Origin of the sequence: Pseudomonas xanthosomatis (assembly GCF_019139835.1) — a bacterium.
In the GTDB taxonomy this organism is placed as follows: domain Bacteria; phylum Pseudomonadota; class Gammaproteobacteria; order Pseudomonadales; family Pseudomonadaceae; genus Aquipseudomonas; species Aquipseudomonas fakonensis.
In genome coordinates this window covers 5,124,317-5,141,876 of sequence record NZ_CP077075.1, presented here as the reverse complement: position 1 = coordinate 5,141,876, position 17,560 = coordinate 5,124,317, and the positions used below count along the sequence as shown (strand labels likewise).

At 64.7% G+C, this 17,560-nt stretch carries 17 protein-coding genes; 10 read left to right on the top strand and 7 right to left on the bottom strand.

Going from position 1 to position 17,560, the window contains the following annotated elements; translation table 11 throughout:
- Positions 1-155: 155 nt before the first annotated feature.
- Positions 156-1,229, bottom strand: coding sequence for a DUF748 domain-containing protein (locus KSS93_RS22640; RefSeq protein ID WP_217886066.1), 1,074 nt, complete (start codon positions 1,227-1,229; stop codon positions 156-158).
- A 134-nt stretch (positions 1,230-1,363) separates the two neighbouring features.
- Between KSS93_RS22640 and cysK the strand changes: the two genes are divergently transcribed.
- The 3 genes from cysK (at position 1,364) to KSS93_RS22625 (ending at position 4,771) form a co-directional block, all read left to right on the top strand.
- Complete coding sequence (gene cysK / locus KSS93_RS22635) at positions 1,364-2,338, top strand: cysteine synthase A (protein WP_217886065.1); 975 nt, start codon at positions 1,364-1,366, stop codon at positions 2,336-2,338.
- A 248-nt stretch (positions 2,339-2,586) separates the two neighbouring features.
- Positions 2,587-3,522, top strand: coding sequence for an aspartyl/asparaginyl beta-hydroxylase domain-containing protein (locus KSS93_RS22630; protein WP_217886064.1), 936 nt, complete (start codon positions 2,587-2,589; stop codon positions 3,520-3,522).
- 367 nt (positions 3,523-3,889) lie between these two features.
- Positions 3,890-4,771, top strand: coding sequence for a DMT family transporter (locus KSS93_RS22625; protein ID WP_217886063.1), 882 nt, complete (start codon positions 3,890-3,892; stop codon positions 4,769-4,771).
- A gap of 82 nt (positions 4,772-4,853) precedes the next feature.
- Here the strand turns inward: KSS93_RS22625 and KSS93_RS22620 are convergent, their stop codons facing one another.
- Positions 4,854-5,729: a DMT family transporter gene (locus tag KSS93_RS22620; protein ID WP_217886062.1), complete on the bottom strand. Its 876-nt coding sequence runs from the start codon at positions 5,727-5,729 to the stop codon at positions 4,854-4,856.
- 198 nt (positions 5,730-5,927) lie between these two features.
- Between KSS93_RS22620 and aceK the strand changes: the two genes are divergently transcribed.
- Complete coding sequence (gene aceK, locus KSS93_RS22615; RefSeq protein WP_217886061.1) at positions 5,928-7,643, top strand: bifunctional isocitrate dehydrogenase kinase/phosphatase; 1,716 nt, start codon at positions 5,928-5,930, stop codon at positions 7,641-7,643.
- A 56-nt stretch (positions 7,644-7,699) separates the two neighbouring features.
- Here aceK and KSS93_RS22610 read toward each other — a convergent pair whose 3' ends face one another.
- Positions 7,700-8,560 carry a DUF6279 family lipoprotein gene (locus KSS93_RS22610; RefSeq protein WP_217886060.1) on the bottom strand — a complete coding sequence of 287 codons (861 nt, stop codon included), beginning with the start codon at positions 8,558-8,560 and terminating at the stop codon, positions 7,700-7,702.
- A 130-nt stretch (positions 8,561-8,690) separates the two neighbouring features.
- Here KSS93_RS22610 and KSS93_RS22605 point away from each other — a divergent pair, with 130 nt between their 5' ends.
- Complete coding sequence (locus tag KSS93_RS22605; RefSeq protein WP_217886059.1) at positions 8,691-9,527, top strand: CvfB family protein; 837 nt, start codon at positions 8,691-8,693, stop codon at positions 9,525-9,527.
- Here KSS93_RS22605 and KSS93_RS22600 read toward each other — a convergent pair whose 3' ends face one another.
- The gene (locus tag KSS93_RS22600; protein WP_217839806.1) at positions 9,528-9,908 is read right to left on the bottom strand and encodes a hypothetical protein; all 381 of its coding nucleotides are present in this window, start codon (positions 9,906-9,908) and stop codon (positions 9,528-9,530) included.
- Positions 9,909-10,235: 327 nt separating this feature from the next.
- Positions 10,236-11,705, bottom strand: coding sequence for a right-handed parallel beta-helix repeat-containing protein (locus KSS93_RS22595; RefSeq protein ID WP_217886058.1), 1,470 nt, complete (start codon positions 11,703-11,705; stop codon positions 10,236-10,238).
- 243 nt (positions 11,706-11,948) lie between these two features.
- Here KSS93_RS22595 and KSS93_RS22590 point away from each other — a divergent pair, with 243 nt between their 5' ends.
- The 3 genes from KSS93_RS22590 to def all read left to right on the top strand — a co-directional run bounded on the left by KSS93_RS22590 (position 11,949) and on the right by def (position 13,888).
- Entirely contained in the window at positions 11,949-12,128 is a 180-nt protein-coding gene (locus tag KSS93_RS22590) for a CsbD family protein (RefSeq protein WP_023629533.1), read from the top strand.
- Positions 12,129-12,401: 273 nt separating this feature from the next.
- Positions 12,402-13,355 carry a YihY/virulence factor BrkB family protein gene (locus tag KSS93_RS22585; protein WP_217886057.1) on the top strand — a complete coding sequence of 318 codons (954 nt, stop codon included), beginning with the start codon at positions 12,402-12,404 and terminating at the stop codon, positions 13,353-13,355.
- Positions 13,352-13,888 carry a peptide deformylase gene (gene def, locus KSS93_RS22580; RefSeq protein WP_217886056.1) on the top strand — a complete coding sequence of 179 codons (537 nt, stop codon included), beginning with the start codon at positions 13,352-13,354 and terminating at the stop codon, positions 13,886-13,888. Before KSS93_RS22585 ends, def begins: the two co-directional genes overlap by 4 nt.
- On the opposite strand, the gene KSS93_RS22575 is transcribed toward def, so the two are convergent.
- On the bottom strand, positions 13,843-14,295 hold the full coding sequence (locus tag KSS93_RS22575) for a GNAT family N-acetyltransferase (RefSeq protein WP_217886055.1): 453 nt from the start codon (positions 14,293-14,295) through the stop codon (positions 13,843-13,845). The two genes, def and KSS93_RS22575, sit on opposite strands and share 46 nt — an antisense overlap.
- A 287-nt stretch (positions 14,296-14,582) precedes the next feature.
- On the opposite strand from KSS93_RS22575, the gene KSS93_RS22570 reads away from it, so the two are divergent.
- On the top strand, positions 14,583-14,840 hold the full coding sequence (locus KSS93_RS22570; RefSeq protein ID WP_217886054.1) for a DUF2790 domain-containing protein: 258 nt from the start codon (positions 14,583-14,585) through the stop codon (positions 14,838-14,840).
- Between the two features lie 308 nt (positions 14,841-15,148).
- On the opposite strand, the gene KSS93_RS22565 is transcribed toward KSS93_RS22570, so the two are convergent.
- Positions 15,149-16,486, bottom strand: a complete 1,338-nt coding sequence (locus tag KSS93_RS22565) for an aminotransferase-like domain-containing protein (RefSeq protein WP_217888787.1) — start codon at positions 16,484-16,486, stop codon at positions 15,149-15,151.
- A gap of 91 nt (positions 16,487-16,577) precedes the next feature.
- Between KSS93_RS22565 and KSS93_RS22560 the strand changes: the two genes are divergently transcribed.
- Positions 16,578-17,531: a threonine dehydratase gene (locus KSS93_RS22560; protein ID WP_217886053.1), complete on the top strand. Its 954-nt coding sequence runs from the start codon at positions 16,578-16,580 to the stop codon at positions 17,529-17,531.
- The last annotated feature ends 29 nt before the right edge of the window (positions 17,532-17,560 follow it).

Sequence of the window (17,560 nt, the reverse complement as noted above, 5' to 3'; positions counted from 1 at the left end):
AAGCGAATGCACCGTACCTGTGGGAGCGGGTTTACCCGCGAAGGGGCCCGAACAGACGACACGATATTCAAAACTTGAAATGACTATAACGTGCGGTTCGGCGACTGAAAACGCAGACCGGGTATTCAGTCCCTGAATGGCCCGTCACACGCGCTTCAGTCGGAATCAGGCTTGGGCTGCTCGTAACGTGCATTGAACGCCTGAACGAACCCATTGCGCAGGATCTGCAAGAACGCCTCGAAAGCGCTGATATCCTGCTGGTGCACGCTGCCGCTGAGCTCCACGCGGGTGGCGAACTGGTTCTTGCGCTGGTTCTTCAGCACGGTCTCGCTGGCGCCCACCAGCGCTTCCCACACCGAACGCAAGAACCCCTTGTTCTTGTTCTCGACATCCTGCTGCCAATTGAACACATCCACATCCCGCAGCAGCGGTTTGATATAGCCATTGAGCCGGCCGTTCACCGCTTCGGCCTCGATCACCACGTCACCGTGGCCGGCATTGAAGTCGAACTTGCCGTAGGCGCTGGCAAAGTCGTTGAGCCGGCGCAGCTCGATGCCGGTGGCGCGCAGGCGGAACTGGAAGTCGTCGAAGTCGCTGAACGGGTCGAAGGTGGCGCTGCTTTCGACCCGGGCATCGCCCAGCAGCACGGCGGTGGCGTCGAAGCTGGCGTCGCGCCGGCCCTTCGGGTCGCGCACGTTGGTCAGGTTGCGGATGCTGGCGTCCAGCTGGGTGGCCTTGAGATTGACCGGCGGCTGCGAGGTGAAGTTGCGAAAGGTCAGGGTGCCTTGCTCGATACGTACTTCATCGAGGGTGATGGGCACCAGCTTTTCAAGTTGCTGGCGCCAGTCGGTGCCCTGGCCGGTCTGGGAGTCCTGCTGGTTGCCGGCGTCGACGAAGTTGAGCTGTGGCTGCGCGAAAATGACTTTGGCCACCACCGCGTGGTCGTACCACAGCGAATGCCAGCTCACCGACAGGTCGATAAGCGGCGCATCCAGCAGCGGCACCGGCACGTTGCCGGTCACCTTGACGATTTTCAGGCCGTTGATCTTGTAGGCCCCGCGCCACCAGGCCAGGTCCACGTCGGTTACCTGGCCGCGGTAGTCGCCCATGCTGGCGAGCTTGTCGTTCAGGTAGTCGCGCACCAGGTATGGCAGTGCCAGGTGCAGCGCCACCAGCAGCACCAGCAGGCTGCCAAGGGCGATCAATGGCCAGCGGTAGCGGGCTTTCATCGGTGGTTTCTCCGCGGCGGGGTGAGCGGTTGACCGCAGGCGAACGCGGCGAGTTCGAACGGGCTTTACGCACCTGTGCCGCAGGCTTAACCTTTCGTATTCAGTTGCATCACTCGAACCCCAAGGACCCTGCCATGAGCCGTATCTACGCAGACAACGCCCACTCCATCGGCAATACGCCGCTGGTGCAGATCAACCGCATCGCCCCGCGCGGGGTGACCATCCTGGCCAAGATCGAAGGGCGCAACCCGGGCTACTCGGTCAAGTGCCGGATCGGCGCGAACATGGTCTGGGACGCCGAAAGCAGCGGCAAGCTCAAGTCGGGCATGACCATCGTCGAGCCCACTTCGGGCAACACCGGTATTGGCCTGGCCTTCGTTGCCGCCGCCCGTGGCTACAAGCTGATGCTGACCATGCCGGCCTCGATGAGCCTGGAGCGGCGCAAGGTGCTCAAGGCCCTGGGCGCCGAACTGGTGCTGACCGACCCTGCCAAGGGCATGAAGGGCGCCATCGAGAAGGCCAACGAGATCGTCGCCTCGGACCCGGCCCAGTACTTCCTGCCGGGCCAGTTCGAAAACCCGGCCAACCCGGCGATTCACGAAAAGACCACCGGCCCGGAAATCTGGAATGACACCGATGGCGCGGTGGATGTGCTGGTGGCCGGCGTGGGTACCGGCGGCACCATTACCGGTGTATCGCGCTACATCAAGCACACCCGGGGCAAGTCGATCCTGTCGGTGGCGGTGGAGCCGGCAAGCTCGCCGCTGATCAGCCAGACCCTGGCCGGCGAGGAGCTCAAGCCCAGCCCGCACAAGATCCAGGGCATTGGCGCAGGCTTCGTGCCGAAGAACCTCGACCTGTCGATCGTCGATCAGGTGGAGACGGTGACCGATGAAGAATCCAAGGCCATGGCCATCCGCCTGATGCAGGAGGAGGGGATTCTGTGTGGAATTTCCTGCGGCGCGGCCATGGCGGTTGCGGTACGCCTGGCCGAGAAACCGGAGATGCAGGGCAAGACCATCGTGGTGATTTTGCCGGACTCCGGCGAGCGCTACTTGTCGAGCATGCTGTTCAGCGACCTGTTCAGCGAACAGGAAAACCAGCAGTAACCCTGTAGGAGCCGGCTTGCCGGCGATGAGGCCGGAACGGGCAGCACAAGACAGTTGCTCCCACAGAAAACCCGGGCAGTGGTTTTGATAAGCCCCCACCGCTGATCCGGCGCAATATCCCTTCCTGCCGTTTATTGCACAATCTGTGACTAAAGCCTTGCGCCCCCGGTGGTTTGTCCCGGGGGCGGATGGGTTTATGATGTCCGGCTATCCGGGGATGGCCTGATTTCCCCTCCAAGGAGTGTTGCATGACCTTTTCCTTCGTCGCCAAGGCCGGTGTGCTGCTGGTGTTCGTCGCCAGCGTGCTGTTCGTGCACCTGCGCGGCAAGGCGCGCCTGCCGGTGTTGCGCCAGTTCGTCAACCATTCGGCGCTGTTCGCCCCGTACAACGCGCTGATGTATCTGTTCTCGGGCGTGCCGTCCAAGCCCTACCTCGACCGCCAGCGCTTCCCCGAGCTGGACGTGCTCAAGGATAACTGGCAAACCATCCGCGAGGAGGCCATGCGCCTGTTCGACGAGGGTTACATTCGCGCCGCCGAAAAAGACAACGATGCAGGCTTTGGCTCGTTCTTCAAGAAGGGCTGGAAGCGCTTTTACCTGAAGTGGTACGACAAACCGCTGCCCTCGGCCGAGGCGCTGTGCCCCAAGACCGTCGAGCTGGTCAGCAGCATCCCCAACGTCAAGGGCGCGATGTTCGCCCTGCTGCCCGGCGGCAGCCACCTGAACCCGCACCGCGACCCGTTCGCCGGCTCCCTGCGTTACCACCTGGGCCTGACCACACCGAACTCCGATGCCTGCCGCATCTACGTCGACGGCCAGCCCTACGCCTGGCGCGATGGTGAGGACGTGATGTTCGATGAAACCTACGTGCACTGGGTGAAGAACGAGACCGACGTCACCCGGGTGATCCTGTTCTGCGACGTCGAGCGCCCGCTCAACAGCCCGCTGATGACCCGCATCAACCGCAAGGTCAGTGCCTTCCTCGGCCGCGCCACCGCGCCGCAGAACACCGACGACGAGCGCGTGGGCGGGATCAACCAGGCCTATGCCTGGAGCAAGCGCTTCAGCAATGTCATCAGCGCGCGGGTGAAAACCTTCAAGCGCGCCAACCCCAAGGCCTACCGCGTGCTGCGGCCGGTGCTGGCGGTGGTGGTGGCTTACTTGCTGTACCGTTGGTTGTTCTGATCGGGTTTTAGCCTGTCCCGGCGATGAGGCCGGGACAGGCTATTGCCGGATCCTGGATTCACCGTTATATTCCGAAACATTCCACTTCCCCTGAAGACCCACCGCATGTCAGCCAGCCCGATCACCACCGCTTTTGCCCTCGCGCCAGTCGCGGGCATGGTCGTGCGCGGCAGCCAGCAGCCGGTCTTCATCAGTCACTACCCACCACCTGTCAGTGGCGTCGTAGGCGGCGTAGCTCCGCCTCCTTGCGTGGTCGTGCTGGGCTGAGCCCATTCGCACCCGCAACCTACTGAACACGGTCGGCTATCCCCTCGTTACGCGATAGTTCCGCCCGTACGGCTTTCCTTGCCCATACAGGTGGCAATACATGTCTGTCTTCAACAAAGCATCCGTGGCCTCGGCGGCCACCACCAGCCTGTTCGTCCTGCTGTGGAGCAGCGGCGCGATCGTTTCCAAGCTCGGCCTGGCCCAGGCCAGCCCGTTCGCCTTCCTGCTGCTGCGCTCGGCGCTGGCGTTCACCGGACTTTTGCTGATCGGCCCGCTTTTGGGGCTGTGCTGGCCGCGCAGCCGTGGTGCGATTCTGCGCGCGCTGGGCACCGGCTGCGTGCTGTTGGGCGCCTACCAGATCTTCTATCTGCTGGCGCTCAACACCCATGTCACGCCGGGCGTGATGGCCACGGTGATGGGCGTGCAACCGATCCTCACCGTGGTGCTGATGGAGCGCCAGCGCTCGTGGAGCCGGCTGTTCGGCCTGGCGCTCGGGCTCGGCGGGTTGGTGATGGTGGTGTACCAAGGCATCAACCTGGGCGGCGTGTCGCTGGCCGGCATGCTGTTTGCCCTGCTGGCGTTGGCCAGCATGACTGCAGGTTCCATCCTGCAAAAGCGCATTACCGACAACCCCATGGGCACCTTGCCGCTGCAATACCTGGCCGGTTTTGCCATGTGCGCGGTGTTTGCCCCGCTGCAACCACTGCACGTGCAGTGGAGCGCAAGCTTCATCGGTGCGCTGCTGTGGATGGGGCTGGTGGTGTCGCTGCTGGCGACCTTGCTGCTGTACCGGCTGATTGCCCGGGGCAACCTGGTCAATGTCACCAGCCTGTTCTACCTGGTGCCGGCGGTCACGGCGGGGATGGACTTCGTCATCTTCGGTAACCGCCTGGCGCCACTGAGCCTGCTGGGGATGGGGTTGATTGTGGTCGGGCTGTTGTTTGTGTTCCGTAAACAGGCGTTGCGCACCGCCGAAGCCTGACGCCTGTGGAGCTGGCTTGCCTCGCGATTGCGTCGGAGCGGATGACGCATCGCGGGGCAAGCCCGCTCCTACACTACCAAGTTCACTGTCGGGTGGGGCGCAACACCAACCACAGCGCCGCGGCGATCAGCACCCCGCCATACAGGTGCGCCATCGACAGCGGCTCGTCCAGCAGCCACGCCCCCCACAGCACACCGAACGCCGGGATCAGGAAGGTCACGGTGCTGGCCTTGACCGGGCCGATTTCGGTCAGCAGGCGGAAGTACAGGATGTAGGCAAAGGCCGTGCACACCAGGCCCAGGCCCAGCAGCGATGCCCACACCTGCCAGCCGCCCCAGCTGGCCGGTGGCTGGGCCAGGGCGCTCCAGGCGAACAGCGGGGTCAGCAGCAAGGTGGCGCCGAGCATGCTGCCCAGGGCCGACAGGCGGCTGTCCAGGCCATTGACCCAGCGCCGCGCCAGGAAGCCGGCAAAGCCGTAGCAGGTGGTCGCCGCCAGGCACGCCAGGGCGCCCTGCAGCAGGGCCCAGTCCAGCGCCACGGGGCCGGCACCGCTGAGAATGCCAACGCCGAACAAGCCGAGGAAGATGCCGCACAGCTTGGGCAGGGTCATGGCTTCGCGGAAGAACAAGGCGCCGATCAGCACACCCATCAGCGGTGTGGTGGCGTTGAAGATCGCCGAATAGCCGGCCGGCAGCACCTGAGCGGCTACCGAATAGAAGGTCGCGGGTATGCCTGAGTTGATCATGCCCAGCACCAGGCAGGCGCCGAGCTTGCCCTGAAAGTCCCAGCGCACCCGCGCGGCGGCGAGGATCGCCACCAGCCCCAGGCAGGCGATCGACACCCGGAAGAACGCCGTGGGTACGGTGCCGAGTTCCGGGGCGATGATGCGCATGAACAGGAAACTCGCGCCCCAGACAGCGGCAAGGGTCAGCAGGCGGGCAAGGGCGATGGGGCTCACGGTGGTCTCCGGCGGTGGGGCAGGGCGCGAGTGTACGTGAGGGGGCGCAGGGATTCTTGTGCTTTCTTGCGGTGTACTGCCGTGCTGGCCTCATCGCCGGCAAGCTGGCTCCTGCAGGGCGATGGGGCCTTTCGAGCAAACACAGGGCTGAGCGGCGAACTAAGCTCTCCCGTTGACCCCAGCACAGAGGCTTCGCGCATGACCCCCACCTGGCCCGCCGCCGATATCGCCCGGCTGATCCTCGATGGCTTCGACGACTACCGCGAGCACTTCCGGCGTATCACCCTGGGCGCCCGCGAGCGCTTCGAACAGGCGCGCTGGCAGGACATCCAGCAGGCCGCGGCGGCGCGCATCAACCTGTACGAAGAAAAGGTCGCCGAGGCGCGCGACCGGCTGCGTCGGGGTTTCGAGCCACAGGTGCTGCTGGACGTCGAGCAATGGCCGTTGGTCAAGAGCGCCTACATTCGCCTGATCGATCCGCGGCTGGACGATGAACTTTCGGAAACCTGGTACAACTCGCTGTTCTGCAGCCTGTTCAGCCACGACCTGATCAGCGACGGCTGCATGTTCATCCACACCACCCGGCCATCGATGCGCGGCCGCGAACGCGCCGCGCAAACCCGCACCTATCGCCCGGATGGCGGGCTTGACGGGCTGCTCAGGGCGGTTTTTGCCGATTACGCATTCAGCACGCCATTCGCCGACCTTGAGGGCGACCTGGCCCGGCTGCAAGCGCAACTGCGCGAGTGCCTGCCGGACTGGGTGTGCAAGGACCCAACCCTGGCCCTGGAACTGTTCACCCCGGTGCTGTACCGCAACAAGGGCGCTTATCTTGTGGGCCGGTTGTACAACACTGATGAGCAGTGGCCGCTAGTGATCCCGCTGCTGCACCGCGAGGGCCATGGCATCGAGGCCGATGCGCTGATCACCGACGAGGCCGAGGTGTCGATCATCTTCTCCTTCACCCGCTCGTACTTCATGGTCGATGTGCCGGTGCCGGCGGAGTTCGTCAACTTCCTCAAACGCATCCTGCCGGGCAAGCACATCGCCGAGCTGTACACCTCCATCGGCTTCTACAAGCACGGCAAGTCGGAGTTCTATCGCGCGCTGATCAACCACCTGGCCAGCAGCGACGACCGCTTCGTCATGGCCCCGGGGGTGCGCGGCATGGTGATGAGCGTGTTCACCCTGCCGGGCTTCAACACCGTGTTCAAGATCATCAAGGACCGCTTCTCGCCGTCGAAGACAGTCGACCGGGCCACGGTGATCGAGAAATACCGCCTGGTGAAAAGCGTCGACCGTGTCGGGCGCATGGCCGATACCCAGGAGTTCGCCGATTTTCGCTTCCCGGTGGCCAAGTTCGAACCCCAATGCCTGGCCGAGCTGTTGGAGGTGGCGCCGTCCACGGTGGCGCTGGAGGGCGACACGGTGCTGATTCGCCACTGCTGGACCGAGCGGCGTATGACCCCGCTCAACCTGTATCTGGAGCACGCCAGCGAAGCCCAGGTACTGGAGGCGCTGGAGGACTACGGGCTGGCGATCAAGCAACTGGCGGCGGCCAACATATTCCCCGGCGACATGCTGTTGAAGAACTTTGGCGTCACCCGCCATGGCCGGGTGGTGTTCTACGACTATGACGAGATCAGCTACCTGACCGAGGTGAACTTCCGCCATATCCCGCCACCGCGCTACCCCGAGGACGAGATGTCGGGGGAGCCGTGGTATTCGATCGGGCCCCTAGACGTGTTCCCCGAGGAGTTCCCGCCGTTTCTGTTTGCCGATATCGGACAGCGCCGGCTGTTCAGCCGATTACATGGCGAGCTTTACGATGCCGATTATTGGCAGGGGCTGCAGGGGGCGATCCGGGCGGGGAAGGTGATCGATGTGTTTCCGTATCGGCGCAAGGGGCGTTAGCAAAGGCCCGATTGCAGCGCAGCGGATCGTGGGAGCGGGCTTGCGCCTTCAGCCCTTCAGCCCTTCAGGCACTTCAACTCGCTGAAATCCGTACGCACCTTGTCCAGCCGCTGCTGCAACAACGCCTTCTGTTGCGGGCTGCTCTGCTTCATCAGGTCTACCAGCAGGCTGCGCGCCTGCTGCTCGGTGTTTTGAAAGGCCTGCTTGTACTCCGGCGTCCACAGGCTTTCCTTGCGTTGCAGCAGTTGCGCCAGGCGCGGCTCGAAGCTTGGCGTTGCGCGCTGGTCCATCACCAGTACCAGCTGCTGCTGCCAGTGGGCGCGGTTGGCGATCCACTGGCGGTTCTGGTCGCCCAAGGCCTGGCTCCAGCTCATCACCCGCAGGCGCTGCTGGGCGTTGAGCTCGCCCAACCACGGCTCCAGGCGCTTCTGCATGCGCGTGGCGCGCTGTTCGACCTGTTTGGCCAGCGGCGTGTCGACGTACTCCTTCTGCCGTTCGGCAATGTCATCGCGAAACGCCTGGCGCATCTCGGCCACCTGGCTGTCGTTCATGCCGCGCAGCAGTTCGGTGGCGGAGGGGGTGATTTCTTCGGCGACCCGGCCGATGGCCTGGCGGGCCTCGTCGGTGCGCTGCTGCAGGGCCTGGTCGGTGACCGCGTCGTTGGCCACCATCAGGCGGATGCGGTCGAGCCAGTCGAGGTAGCCGGGTAGCTGGGTCTTGCAGTGCCAGGCCAGGTGCTCCTTCAGCCGTTCATCGAGCAGGCTTTTTTGCTGGCGGTTCATGGCCAGGTAGTCGCCTAGCGACCAGGGCACCAGGCGGTCGAGGTTGCGGTAGGCCAGGTCGATGCGGCTACAGGCGCCAAGCACCAGGGCGAAGGCTATAAAAGTCAGCAGGGCTTTGGTCAGGCGTAGGGGCATGAGCGATTCCTTGCAAAAGCTTGCCAGGCGGTAGACGCAAGGTGGGCGTGGCGGTTCCGACAGATGTGCCCACAGGCGGGCGAACGGGTCAGGTGTTAGAATAGCCGCCTTGTCTTGAGGATCTTCACAAATGGCTCTGCTTGGGCGTTACAACAGTTTGCAAATCGTGAAACACGTGGAATTCGGCCTGTACCTGGACGGCGGTGCCGACGGCGAAATCCTCCTGCCACGGCGCTACTTCCCCAAGGATGCCGAGCTTGAGCTGGACGATTGGCTGAACGTGTTCATTTACCTGGACAGCGAAGACCAGCTGATCGCCACCACCGAAAAACCCAAGATGCAGGTGGGCGAGTTCGCCAGCCTCAAGGTCAAGGACATCAACGGCGCCGGCATCTTCCTCGACTGGGGCCTGTCCAAGGACTTGCTGATGCCTTACTCGGAAGAGTCGCGGCCACTGAAGATCGGCGACTACTGCGTGGTCCATGCGTACCTGGACAAGCGCACCCGGCGCATCACCGCCACCGCCAAGCTGGACCGCTACCTGGACACCACGCCTGTCGACTACAAGCCTGGCCAGCCAGTGGAACTGCTGGTGGCCGGCGAGACGCCGATGGGCTTCAAGGCCATCATCAACAACCGCCACTGGGGCCTGATCCACAAGAACGAGGTGTTCAAGTTCCTGCGTTCGGGCATGCACGAGAAGGGCTTCATCAAGGAAGTGCGCCACGACGGCAAGATCGCCCTGAGCCTGCAGCCGGTAGGCCAGGCCCTGGCCGATGGCCTGCACGAGCAGATCATGCAGCGCCTGGAAGCTGCCGGTGGCGTGCTGCCGGTGTGCGACAAGAGCGACCCGGCGGTGATCAGCCAGATGTTCAACGTCAGCAAGGGCAACTTCAAGAAGGCGATTGGCGCACTGTTCAAGCAGGGCAAGATCGTCATCCATGACGACCGCATCGAGCGGGCCTGATCAGGCCTGCACGAAGGTACGGAAATCCAGCTGCTCGCCGCCCGGGCGGGTGTCGCGCAGCAGCGAGTCGCGGTCGGCGCTCAGGGCCAGGCTGATAGTGGAGCGGCGCTTGCCGGGGTTGCGCACTTCCATCTGCTCCTGGTGAGCGCGCAGGAAGTTGACCGGCACCTTCAGGTGCTGCAACTCGTCGGTTTCGGGCGTGTGCAGCAGCAGGTTGACCCAGTCGGGCTGGCCCTTGCGCAGCAAGGCTACGGGGACTTCGAACCACCAGAGGTTGCGCTTTTTGTCGAGAATCGCGAACAGGGTGTTGGCACTGGAGAGTACCGGGTTGGCCAGGGCCAGGTTACGGCGGGCGATGGCACTGGGTTTGTCGAGTTTCATGCAGGTTCCTGCGGGTTGACGCCAGAAAGGCCTGACATTGTGCGGCTGAGCTCATCGCGGGGCAAGCCCGCTCCCACAGGTTGCAGGCGGCGCGATCGCTGTAGGAGACCACACAGCCCTCTAGGGCTGCGCTGTCGCGCAGAGAACTGGGCACGAGCCCGCCGCAGCCCCTGTGGGAGCGGGCTCGCCCGCGAAGCAGGCGACGCGGTGTCTGGCACCGGCTTCGCCGGTGTTCGCGGGCAAGCCCGCTCCCACAGGTCGTTGCTAAATCAATGAGTTGTGTGCAGTTCTATGAGAGCCGGCTTGCCGGCGATAGGGCCATAAGCCTCACCGTCGAATCGGCTGACTAAGCTCCGAGGTCGCCCCATCCACGCTGGTCACCGTCGCGGTAAAGCTCTGCAACCCACCCACCTGCTCCAGCAACTGGGCAAACCGCGCCTGCCCCTGTTCGTCACTGTTCACCAGCACCTCCCCCAGGTACTGCTCGGCCTCGCTCCCGTCAGCCGCCGCATTACCGAACAACTCCACCCGCAACAGGCTCGACGCAGGCCCCTGCACCTCGCCACGCAGCACATTGCCCGCAAACCCGGTCAGCTTCGGCGGCTGCTGGTTGTGGTTGGGCAACGGCTGGCACGGCTTGGGCTCGCCCTTGGCGTCACAGATGATCGCCTGGTCCTTTTTCGGCAAGTCTGCCCCGACACCCCGCGAGCCCACGTACAGCGCATGGGCCTGGGCCGGCACGCCGAACACGATGGCGCCGGTACGCTGGCCCGGTACGCACGAGCCCCCGGCCTGGCAGCGGCGGATGTCCTGGCTGTTGCCCCAGATACGGTTGGCGGTGAGGCGCGTGGCGGTGGTGTCGGGTTCCGGGCGCAGGGCCACGCCGATGCGGTTGCCGTGGATCAGGTTGCCATCGAGGATGTTGCCCTCGCCGGTGACGCTGACGCCGATGGAATTGCCGCTGAAGGTGTTGGCAGCCAGGTAGTTGCGCTTGCCCCAGTTGATCTGCAGGCCGTCTGAGTAGTTCTCGAAGCGGTTGCGCACCACGCTGTTGTCGTTGCCCAGCAGGATCTCGATGCCTTGCGACGGCTCGGGGTTGGCGGGCGTTGAGCGGAACAGGTTGTCGGCCACCAGATTGAACGCCGCGCCGCGGGTCAGCTCCAGGCCGTCGCCGTTGTCCAGCAACTGGTTGCGCAGCACCTTGTTGTTGTTCGTTGTGGTGGCGGTAGGGTCGCCGGCGCCGTCATCGCCGGTGAGCATGATGCCGGCGCCGCCCTTGTTGGCAGTGATGCGGTTGTCTTCGATGACGTTGTTGCCGGCGCGGTTGAGCAAGATGCCGATGCAGAAGTTGCGTACTTCCAGGCCCTGGATATGCACGCCCTGGGTGTCGCGCAGCACCAGGCCGGGGTTTGTGGTGGTGCGCACGTTGGTGCCGAATTGCCCGGGCACGGCGCCGGGGCAGGTGCGTACGCCTTCATCCTTGATGTAGCCGCTGCCGTCGATGGCCACGTACTGGCCGTCGCGGGCCCAGGGCTGGCCGCTCAGGCTGACCGGGCCCTTGATTTCGGGCAGCGCGCGGGTGGGTTTGATCACGTAGGGCGGCTTGCCTACTGCGGCGATCTCGATGCGGTAGTGGCCGGGGTTCTGGTTGCTGGTCTCGATGGCCCAGCGCAGGGTGCCGGGTTGGCCGTCGTCGGCGTAGCGCTCGACGGTGAGGGTTTGTGCGGGGGTTGCGGCGGCAAGGGCGGGCAAGGGGAGCAGCGGCAGCAGGGCTGCCAGCGCAGGCATCAGGCGCATGGTGCGGGTTTCCACTGACTGTTTGTTGTTATGTGGCGCGCCTCGGGCGGGCGGCCTGTCTGGGCGCGATTCTAGGGCAAGGGCAGGCCGGGGCGGCGTGCCGGGCGGCGATTCGGTGCGATATTCGCCCGCTGTTTGCCGTTCGGCTGTTGGTGACGCAAGCAATTGAAACTCTTGCGAGCAGCGCCGGGTCGATCTGTTGTCGACACGATTTCCCGTGTCTTTCTTGCAAGGAGACATCCCATGAGTGGCACCAAAGACAAAGCGAAGGGCCTGGCCAACGAGGCCGTGGGCAATATCAAGCAAGGCGTCGGCAAGGTGACCGACAACGACAAGCTGCGCGCCGAAGGCAAGGCCCAGGAGCTCAAGGGCGAGGCGCAGCAGGCCGTGGGCAAGGTCAAGGATGCCGTGAAAAAGCCTTGATTGGCTGTGGTTCCTGCAACCCGAGACCTTGTTGGAGCAGTTGTCTCGTGCTGCATGACCCGGCCTCATCGCCGGCAAGTCGGCTCCTGCAGGTACGGCACTGGCCTGAAGCTTATGCCAACCCTGCGGGAGCGGGCTTGATGCAGGACTTTTGTCTGCCTGCACACTGAGCAGTCACACTTGCCGCACGGTCTATTAGACTTGTTGCCATAGACAAGGCCTTCCCGTGGAGTCGGCCAGCCCCTCGATGATCAAGCGGCGAAAGGAGACGCTATGATTTTCCCCGCCCTGCGCGGCCTGCCCCTGCACCGTGTGCTGGTGCGCACCGTCAAGGAATTTCTCGACGACGAGATGTCCACCTACGCCTCCGCGCTGGCGTACCAGATGCTGTTCTCGCTGTTCCCCTTCCTGCTGTTTCTGATTGCCCTGATCGGTTTTTTGCACCTGCCGGACTTCTTCTCCTGGCTGCGCCTGCAATCCGAACTGGTGCTGCCGCCCCAGGCCCTGGAGCAGGTGAACCCGGTTATCGACCAATTGCAGCAGTCCAAGGGCGGGTTGTTGTCGGTGGGTATCGTCATCGCCCTGTGGACCGCTTCGGCCGGCGTGCGCCTGATGATGAGCGCCATGAACGCCGCCTACGACGTGCCCGAAGGGCGCCCGGTGTGGAAGCGCATCCCGCTGTCGGTGGTGTACACCATCGGCATCGCCGGCATGCTGCTGGCCGCTGCCGCGCTGATGGTGCTCGGGCCCCAGGTGATGGAGTGGATTGCCGGGCAGGTTGGCTTGCAGGAGGCAGTGGTCACCCTATGGACCGTGCTGCGCTGGCCGGCGATCATCATCCTGATGATGGTGGCGGTGGCGCTGATCTACTACGTGATGCCCGACGTGAAGCAGAAATTTCGCTTCATCACCCCAGGCTCGGTGCTGGCGGTGGTGGTGTGGATCATCGCCTCGCTGGGCTTTGCCTACTACGTGAAAACCTTCGCCGACTACAACGCCATGTACGGCAGCATCGGCGCGATCATCGTGCTGCTGCTGTATTTCTACATCTCGGCCGCGGTACTGTTGCTGGGCGCGGAGATGAACGCCGTGATCGAGCACATGTCGGCCGAGGGCAAGAACCCCGGCGAGAAGGATTTCAGCGGCGAGCAGCCGCAAGAGACCATCACCGTGCTCGGCCACGAACACCCCGCAGACCCCCAGCCCCGTGAGCCGAACCCGCAATGATCCGTGAAATCCTCAAGATGGGCGATGAACGCCTGTTGCGCATCGCTCCGCCCGTGCCGGCGCACATGCTCGGTACACCAGAGCTGCAACAGCTGATCGGCGACATGTTCGAGACCATGGCCCATGTGGGCGGGGTGGGCCTGGCCGCGCCGCAGATCGGCATCGACCTGCAACTGGTGATCTTCGGTTTCGAGCGCAGCGAGCGCTACCCCGATGCCGAGCCGGTGCCGCGCACCATCCTGCTCAACCCGGTGATCACGCCGCTGGCCACCGAGGTGGAGGATGGTTGGGAGGGCTGCCTGTCGGTGCCTGGGCTGCGTGGGGTGGTGCCGCGCTACAAGCACATCAGCTATTCAGGCATAGACCCCCAGGGTAACCCCATCGACCGTGTTGCCGACGGCTTCCATGCGCGGGTGGTGCAGCATGAGTGCGACCACCTGATCGGCCGGTTGTACCCGTCACGCATCCAGGACTTCAGCAAGTTCGGCTACACCGAGGTGCTGTTCCCCGGGCTGGATGTGGCGGACGACTGAGCGCGCACCAATGCTACCAATGGCTTGCTGCGTTGGTAGCGGGCCAGGCGCGAGGCCAGGGCTTCAGGCAGTCGTTCGGCGTTGCTGAACCCTAAGCGTGCATAGAACGGCGCCAGTTGCGGCTCGCAGAACAACCACACCGGGCCCGGGGTGGCCTGTAATGCCGCTTCGATCAACTGCGAGCCCACCCGCTGCCCGCGCTGCGAGGGCGCAACGAACAGCCCGGTCAGCCAATGGCCGCTGGCTACAGGCACCAGGTTCATCCCGCCGATGATCTCGCCGCTACGAGCCACCCACTGCACACCCTCGCCAGCGGCACGCATGCGTGAGCCATGCTGGCGGTAAAACTGGTCGAGCAGGCGGCGCTGTAACGCAGGTAGCAAGGTAAAAGTCAGCAAGACGTGCATGTTCCTCTATCGTCGATCTCCCGCCCTTGCGCTGTGCGGTCGACAGCAAACGGGGGCGTGGGAGCGGGCTTTGTCGCAGATTGTTGCAATTACGGCAAGGGTGAATATCTGACTTCGGGGTTCAACTATTCCGGGCGAGGCGTAGACTTTTCCTCATCCCCCCGGCAGTACGAAAAAGCGGGATCGGTACTTCGTGCCATCGGTTGTTGCCGATGACAACTTCTCCGCGCCAATGACGGCATCAGAAGTCACTCGATCAGCGTGATACACCTTCAAGGTCGCAACCCATGAAAGCCCTACTGATTCTTGCATTGGTCGGTATGTCCTCGTTCGCCCTCGCCGAAGAGGCCCAGCCCGCCCGCAGCCAGCCTGTGGTCCAGCAGTACGACTACTCCACCAACCTCGACATCAAGCGCGTGATCCACCTGTCGACCATCCCCAACGTCTGCGAAGTGGTACCCGCCACCATGACCTACGAAGACCATCAGGGCCAGGTGCATACCCTGCAGTACCGGGCCATGGGCGAGGGATGCCAGCAAGGATAATTGGCCTTGCCGATCGGTCTCTGTAGCCGGCTTGCCGGCGATGGCGCCGGGCTTGGAAATGATGCTGCCTGTTCGGGCCCCATCGCCGGCAAGCCGGCTCTCATAGGACAAACTGCAACTATTGATTTAACACGGTCTCTGTGGGAAGCGGCCTTGTGTCGCGATGGGCTGCGCAGCAGCCCCGGCAATTTTGCATGGGGCCGCTTCGCGTCCCATCGCGACACAAGGCCGCTTCCCACAGGGGGCGTGGCGCATCTGCGAGACCAGTTCTCTGCGCGACAGCGTAGCCCAAAGGACTGGGTGATCTCCTACAGGGCCTGACACACCACCTGTAGTGCCTGCTTCAACTGCGCGCGGCTTGCCGCCGCTGACAGGCTGACCCGCAGCGCCTGGGGGGTGTGCGTGCCGACGGCGAACACGCTCGCCGGCACCACCTCCACCCCGCGCTCGCGACAGGCTGCCACCACCAGCTCGGCATCCCCGGGCGTCGCCACCCAGGCATGGGGTGATGGCCCGCCATCACTCATCAAGGCTGCGCCCAGCACAGCGCGCGCCAGACGCCAGCGCTCGGCAATTTCCTGGCGCTGCCAGGCCAGCCGCCGCGCCGCAGTGCCATCGGCGATCCACTGGCAGGCGATGCGCAGGTTCAGCGGTGACACCGGCCAGTGGGTGGCTTGGGCATGCGGGTCGATGCGCGCCAGCAACTGCGGCTGGGCAACGATCCAGCCCAGGCGCAGGCCGGCAGCCACGGTCTTGGACAGGCTGCTGACCAGCACGCCACGGCCTTCGAGCAGCGGGTAGAGCGGCGGCTGGTCGGTCAGCGCGCCGTACACATCGTCTTCGACCACCAGCAGGTCATGGCGCCGGACTACCTCGGCCAGGGCCTGGCGGCGGGCTTCGTCCATGCACGCACCCGTGGGGTTGTGCAGGGTTGGCGTGGTCACCAGCAGCCGGGCGCCGCTGGCACGCACCACGCGGTCCAGCTCGTCCGGGCGCAGGCCGTGGCGGTCCAGGGCCACGCCGTGCACCGGCAGGTGCAACTGGCGGCAGGCGGCCTTGATGCCGGGGGCGGTCAGCGCCTCGACCAGTACCGCATCGCCGGCCTGGCACAGCGACTGCAAAACGGTTAGCAGTGCCTGCTGGGCGCCGCCGCTCAAGGCCAGTTCGTCCGGGGTCAGGGCAAGCCCGCGGCCCGCCAGCCAGCGCGCGCCGTGCACCCGCCCCAGCAGTAGTTGCTGCGGGCCCAGGTAGTGGTCGAGCAGGGCGCTGTCGCCCTGGGCCAGCAAGGCCTGCAGGCTGTGGGCCAGGTCGTGGTTGTGCAGGTCGGCGACCGGCACGTTGGTCGACAGGTCGATCATGGTTTGCGGGCCGTCCTGGCGTTTCAGGCGGAACAGCGTGGCCTCCTTGCTGCCCGCCAGCACATAGGTGCCGCGGCCCACTTCACCGGCCACCAGGTGCCGCGCTGCCGCCTCCCGGTAAGCCTGCTGGGTGGTACTGGGGTTCAGCCCCAGCGCCCAGGCGAGGCGCCGCTGCGGCGGCAGGCGTTCGCCGACTTTCAGTTCACCGCGTTCGATGGCCACAGCAATGGCATCGACCAGCGCCAGGTAGCGGGGTTGGCCGTCGTCGGCCAGGGCTGGAGTCCACACGAAATTGCCACCCATGCAATATAACCTTTGGCCCATACAATGCCCGGCCCTTAGCATCGGTTCAACCTCGTACCCATAAAGGATGACCGCCATGTTCGACCTGCCCGCCCTGCGTGAAGCCGCCGCCTTCGTCCACCAGCATGTGCCGCCGACCCCGCAGCACGCCTGGCCGCTGCTGGCCGAGCGGCTGGGTTGCCAGGTGTGGGTCAAGCACGAAAACCACGCACCCACCGGGGCGTTCAAGGTGCGTGGCGGGCTGGTCTATGTGCGTTCGCTGCTGGCTGGCAGCGAGGTGCCGCGCGGGCTGGTCACCGCCACCCGCGGCAACCATGGCCAGAGCATGGCCCTGGCCGCCCGCCAGGCCGGGCTGCCACTGGTGATCGTGGTGCCCGAAGGCAACTCGCGGGAAAAGAACGCCGCTATGCGTGCCCTGGGCGCGGAGCTGGTGGAGCACGGCGTGGACTTTGACGTGGCGCGCGAAGAAGCGGCCCGGCTGGCCGAGGCTCGTGGTTATGCCATGGTGCCGTCGTTCCACCCGGAGCTGGTGCGCGGCGTGGCCACCTATGCCCTGGAGCTGTTCGGCGCGGTGGCCGACCTGGATTGCGTGTACGTGCCGATTGGCATGGGCTCGGGCATCTGCGGGCTGATCCAGGCGCGCAACCTGCTGGGCCTGCGCACCGAAATCGTTGGGGTGGTGTCCGCTGCTGCCGATGCCTATGCGCAAAGCTTCGCCCAGGGCCGTATCGTCACCACCGCCACGGCCGACACCTTCGCCGACGGCATGGCCTGCCGCGTGCCGCACCCCGAGGCCTTTGCCATGGTGCGCGAACATGCTGCGCGCATCGTGCGGGTAACCGATGCCGAGGTAGCCGCCGCCATGCGCCTGTACCACGAAACCACCCACAACACCGCCGAAGGGGCAGGGGCTGCGGCACTGGCCGCGTTGCTGCAGGAGCGCGAGCGCCAGGCTGGGCGGCGAGTGGCGGTGGTGCTCAGCGGAGCGAATGTGGATAGGGCGGTGTATGCGCGGGTGTTGGCGGGTTAAGAGGTCCCTTTCAATATTACGTGGAGACT

Coding starts and splice junctions, on each gene's coding strand:
- KSS93_RS22640 (WP_217886066.1), bottom strand. CDS start 1,229: ATGAAAGCCCGCTACCGCTGGCCATTGATCGCCCTTGGCAGCCTGCTG.
- cysK (WP_217886065.1), top strand. CDS start 1,364: ATGAGCCGTATCTACGCAGACAACGCCCACTCCATCGGCAATACGCCG.
- KSS93_RS22630 (WP_217886064.1), top strand. CDS start 2,587: ATGACCTTTTCCTTCGTCGCCAAGGCCGGTGTGCTGCTGGTGTTCGTC.
- KSS93_RS22625 (WP_217886063.1), top strand. CDS start 3,890: ATGTCTGTCTTCAACAAAGCATCCGTGGCCTCGGCGGCCACCACCAGC.
- aceK (WP_217886061.1), top strand. CDS start 5,928: ATGACCCCCACCTGGCCCGCCGCCGATATCGCCCGGCTGATCCTCGAT.
- KSS93_RS22610 (WP_217886060.1), bottom strand. CDS start 8,560: ATGCCCCTACGCCTGACCAAAGCCCTGCTGACTTTTATAGCCTTCGCC.
- KSS93_RS22605 (WP_217886059.1), top strand. CDS start 8,691: ATGGCTCTGCTTGGGCGTTACAACAGTTTGCAAATCGTGAAACACGTG.
- KSS93_RS22600 (WP_217839806.1), bottom strand. CDS start 9,908: ATGAAACTCGACAAACCCAGTGCCATCGCCCGCCGTAACCTGGCCCTG.
- KSS93_RS22595 (WP_217886058.1), bottom strand. CDS start 11,705: ATGCGCCTGATGCCTGCGCTGGCAGCCCTGCTGCCGCTGCTCCCCTTG.
- KSS93_RS22590 (WP_023629533.1), top strand. CDS start 11,949: ATGAGTGGCACCAAAGACAAAGCGAAGGGCCTGGCCAACGAGGCCGTG.
- KSS93_RS22585 (WP_217886057.1), top strand. CDS start 12,402: ATGATTTTCCCCGCCCTGCGCGGCCTGCCCCTGCACCGTGTGCTGGTG.
- def (WP_217886056.1), top strand. CDS start 13,352: ATGATCCGTGAAATCCTCAAGATGGGCGATGAACGCCTGTTGCGCATC.
- KSS93_RS22575 (WP_217886055.1), bottom strand. CDS start 14,295: ATGCACGTCTTGCTGACTTTTACCTTGCTACCTGCGTTACAGCGCCGC.
- KSS93_RS22570 (WP_217886054.1), top strand. CDS start 14,583: ATGAAAGCCCTACTGATTCTTGCATTGGTCGGTATGTCCTCGTTCGCC.
- KSS93_RS22560 (WP_217886053.1), top strand. CDS start 16,578: ATGTTCGACCTGCCCGCCCTGCGTGAAGCCGCCGCCTTCGTCCACCAG.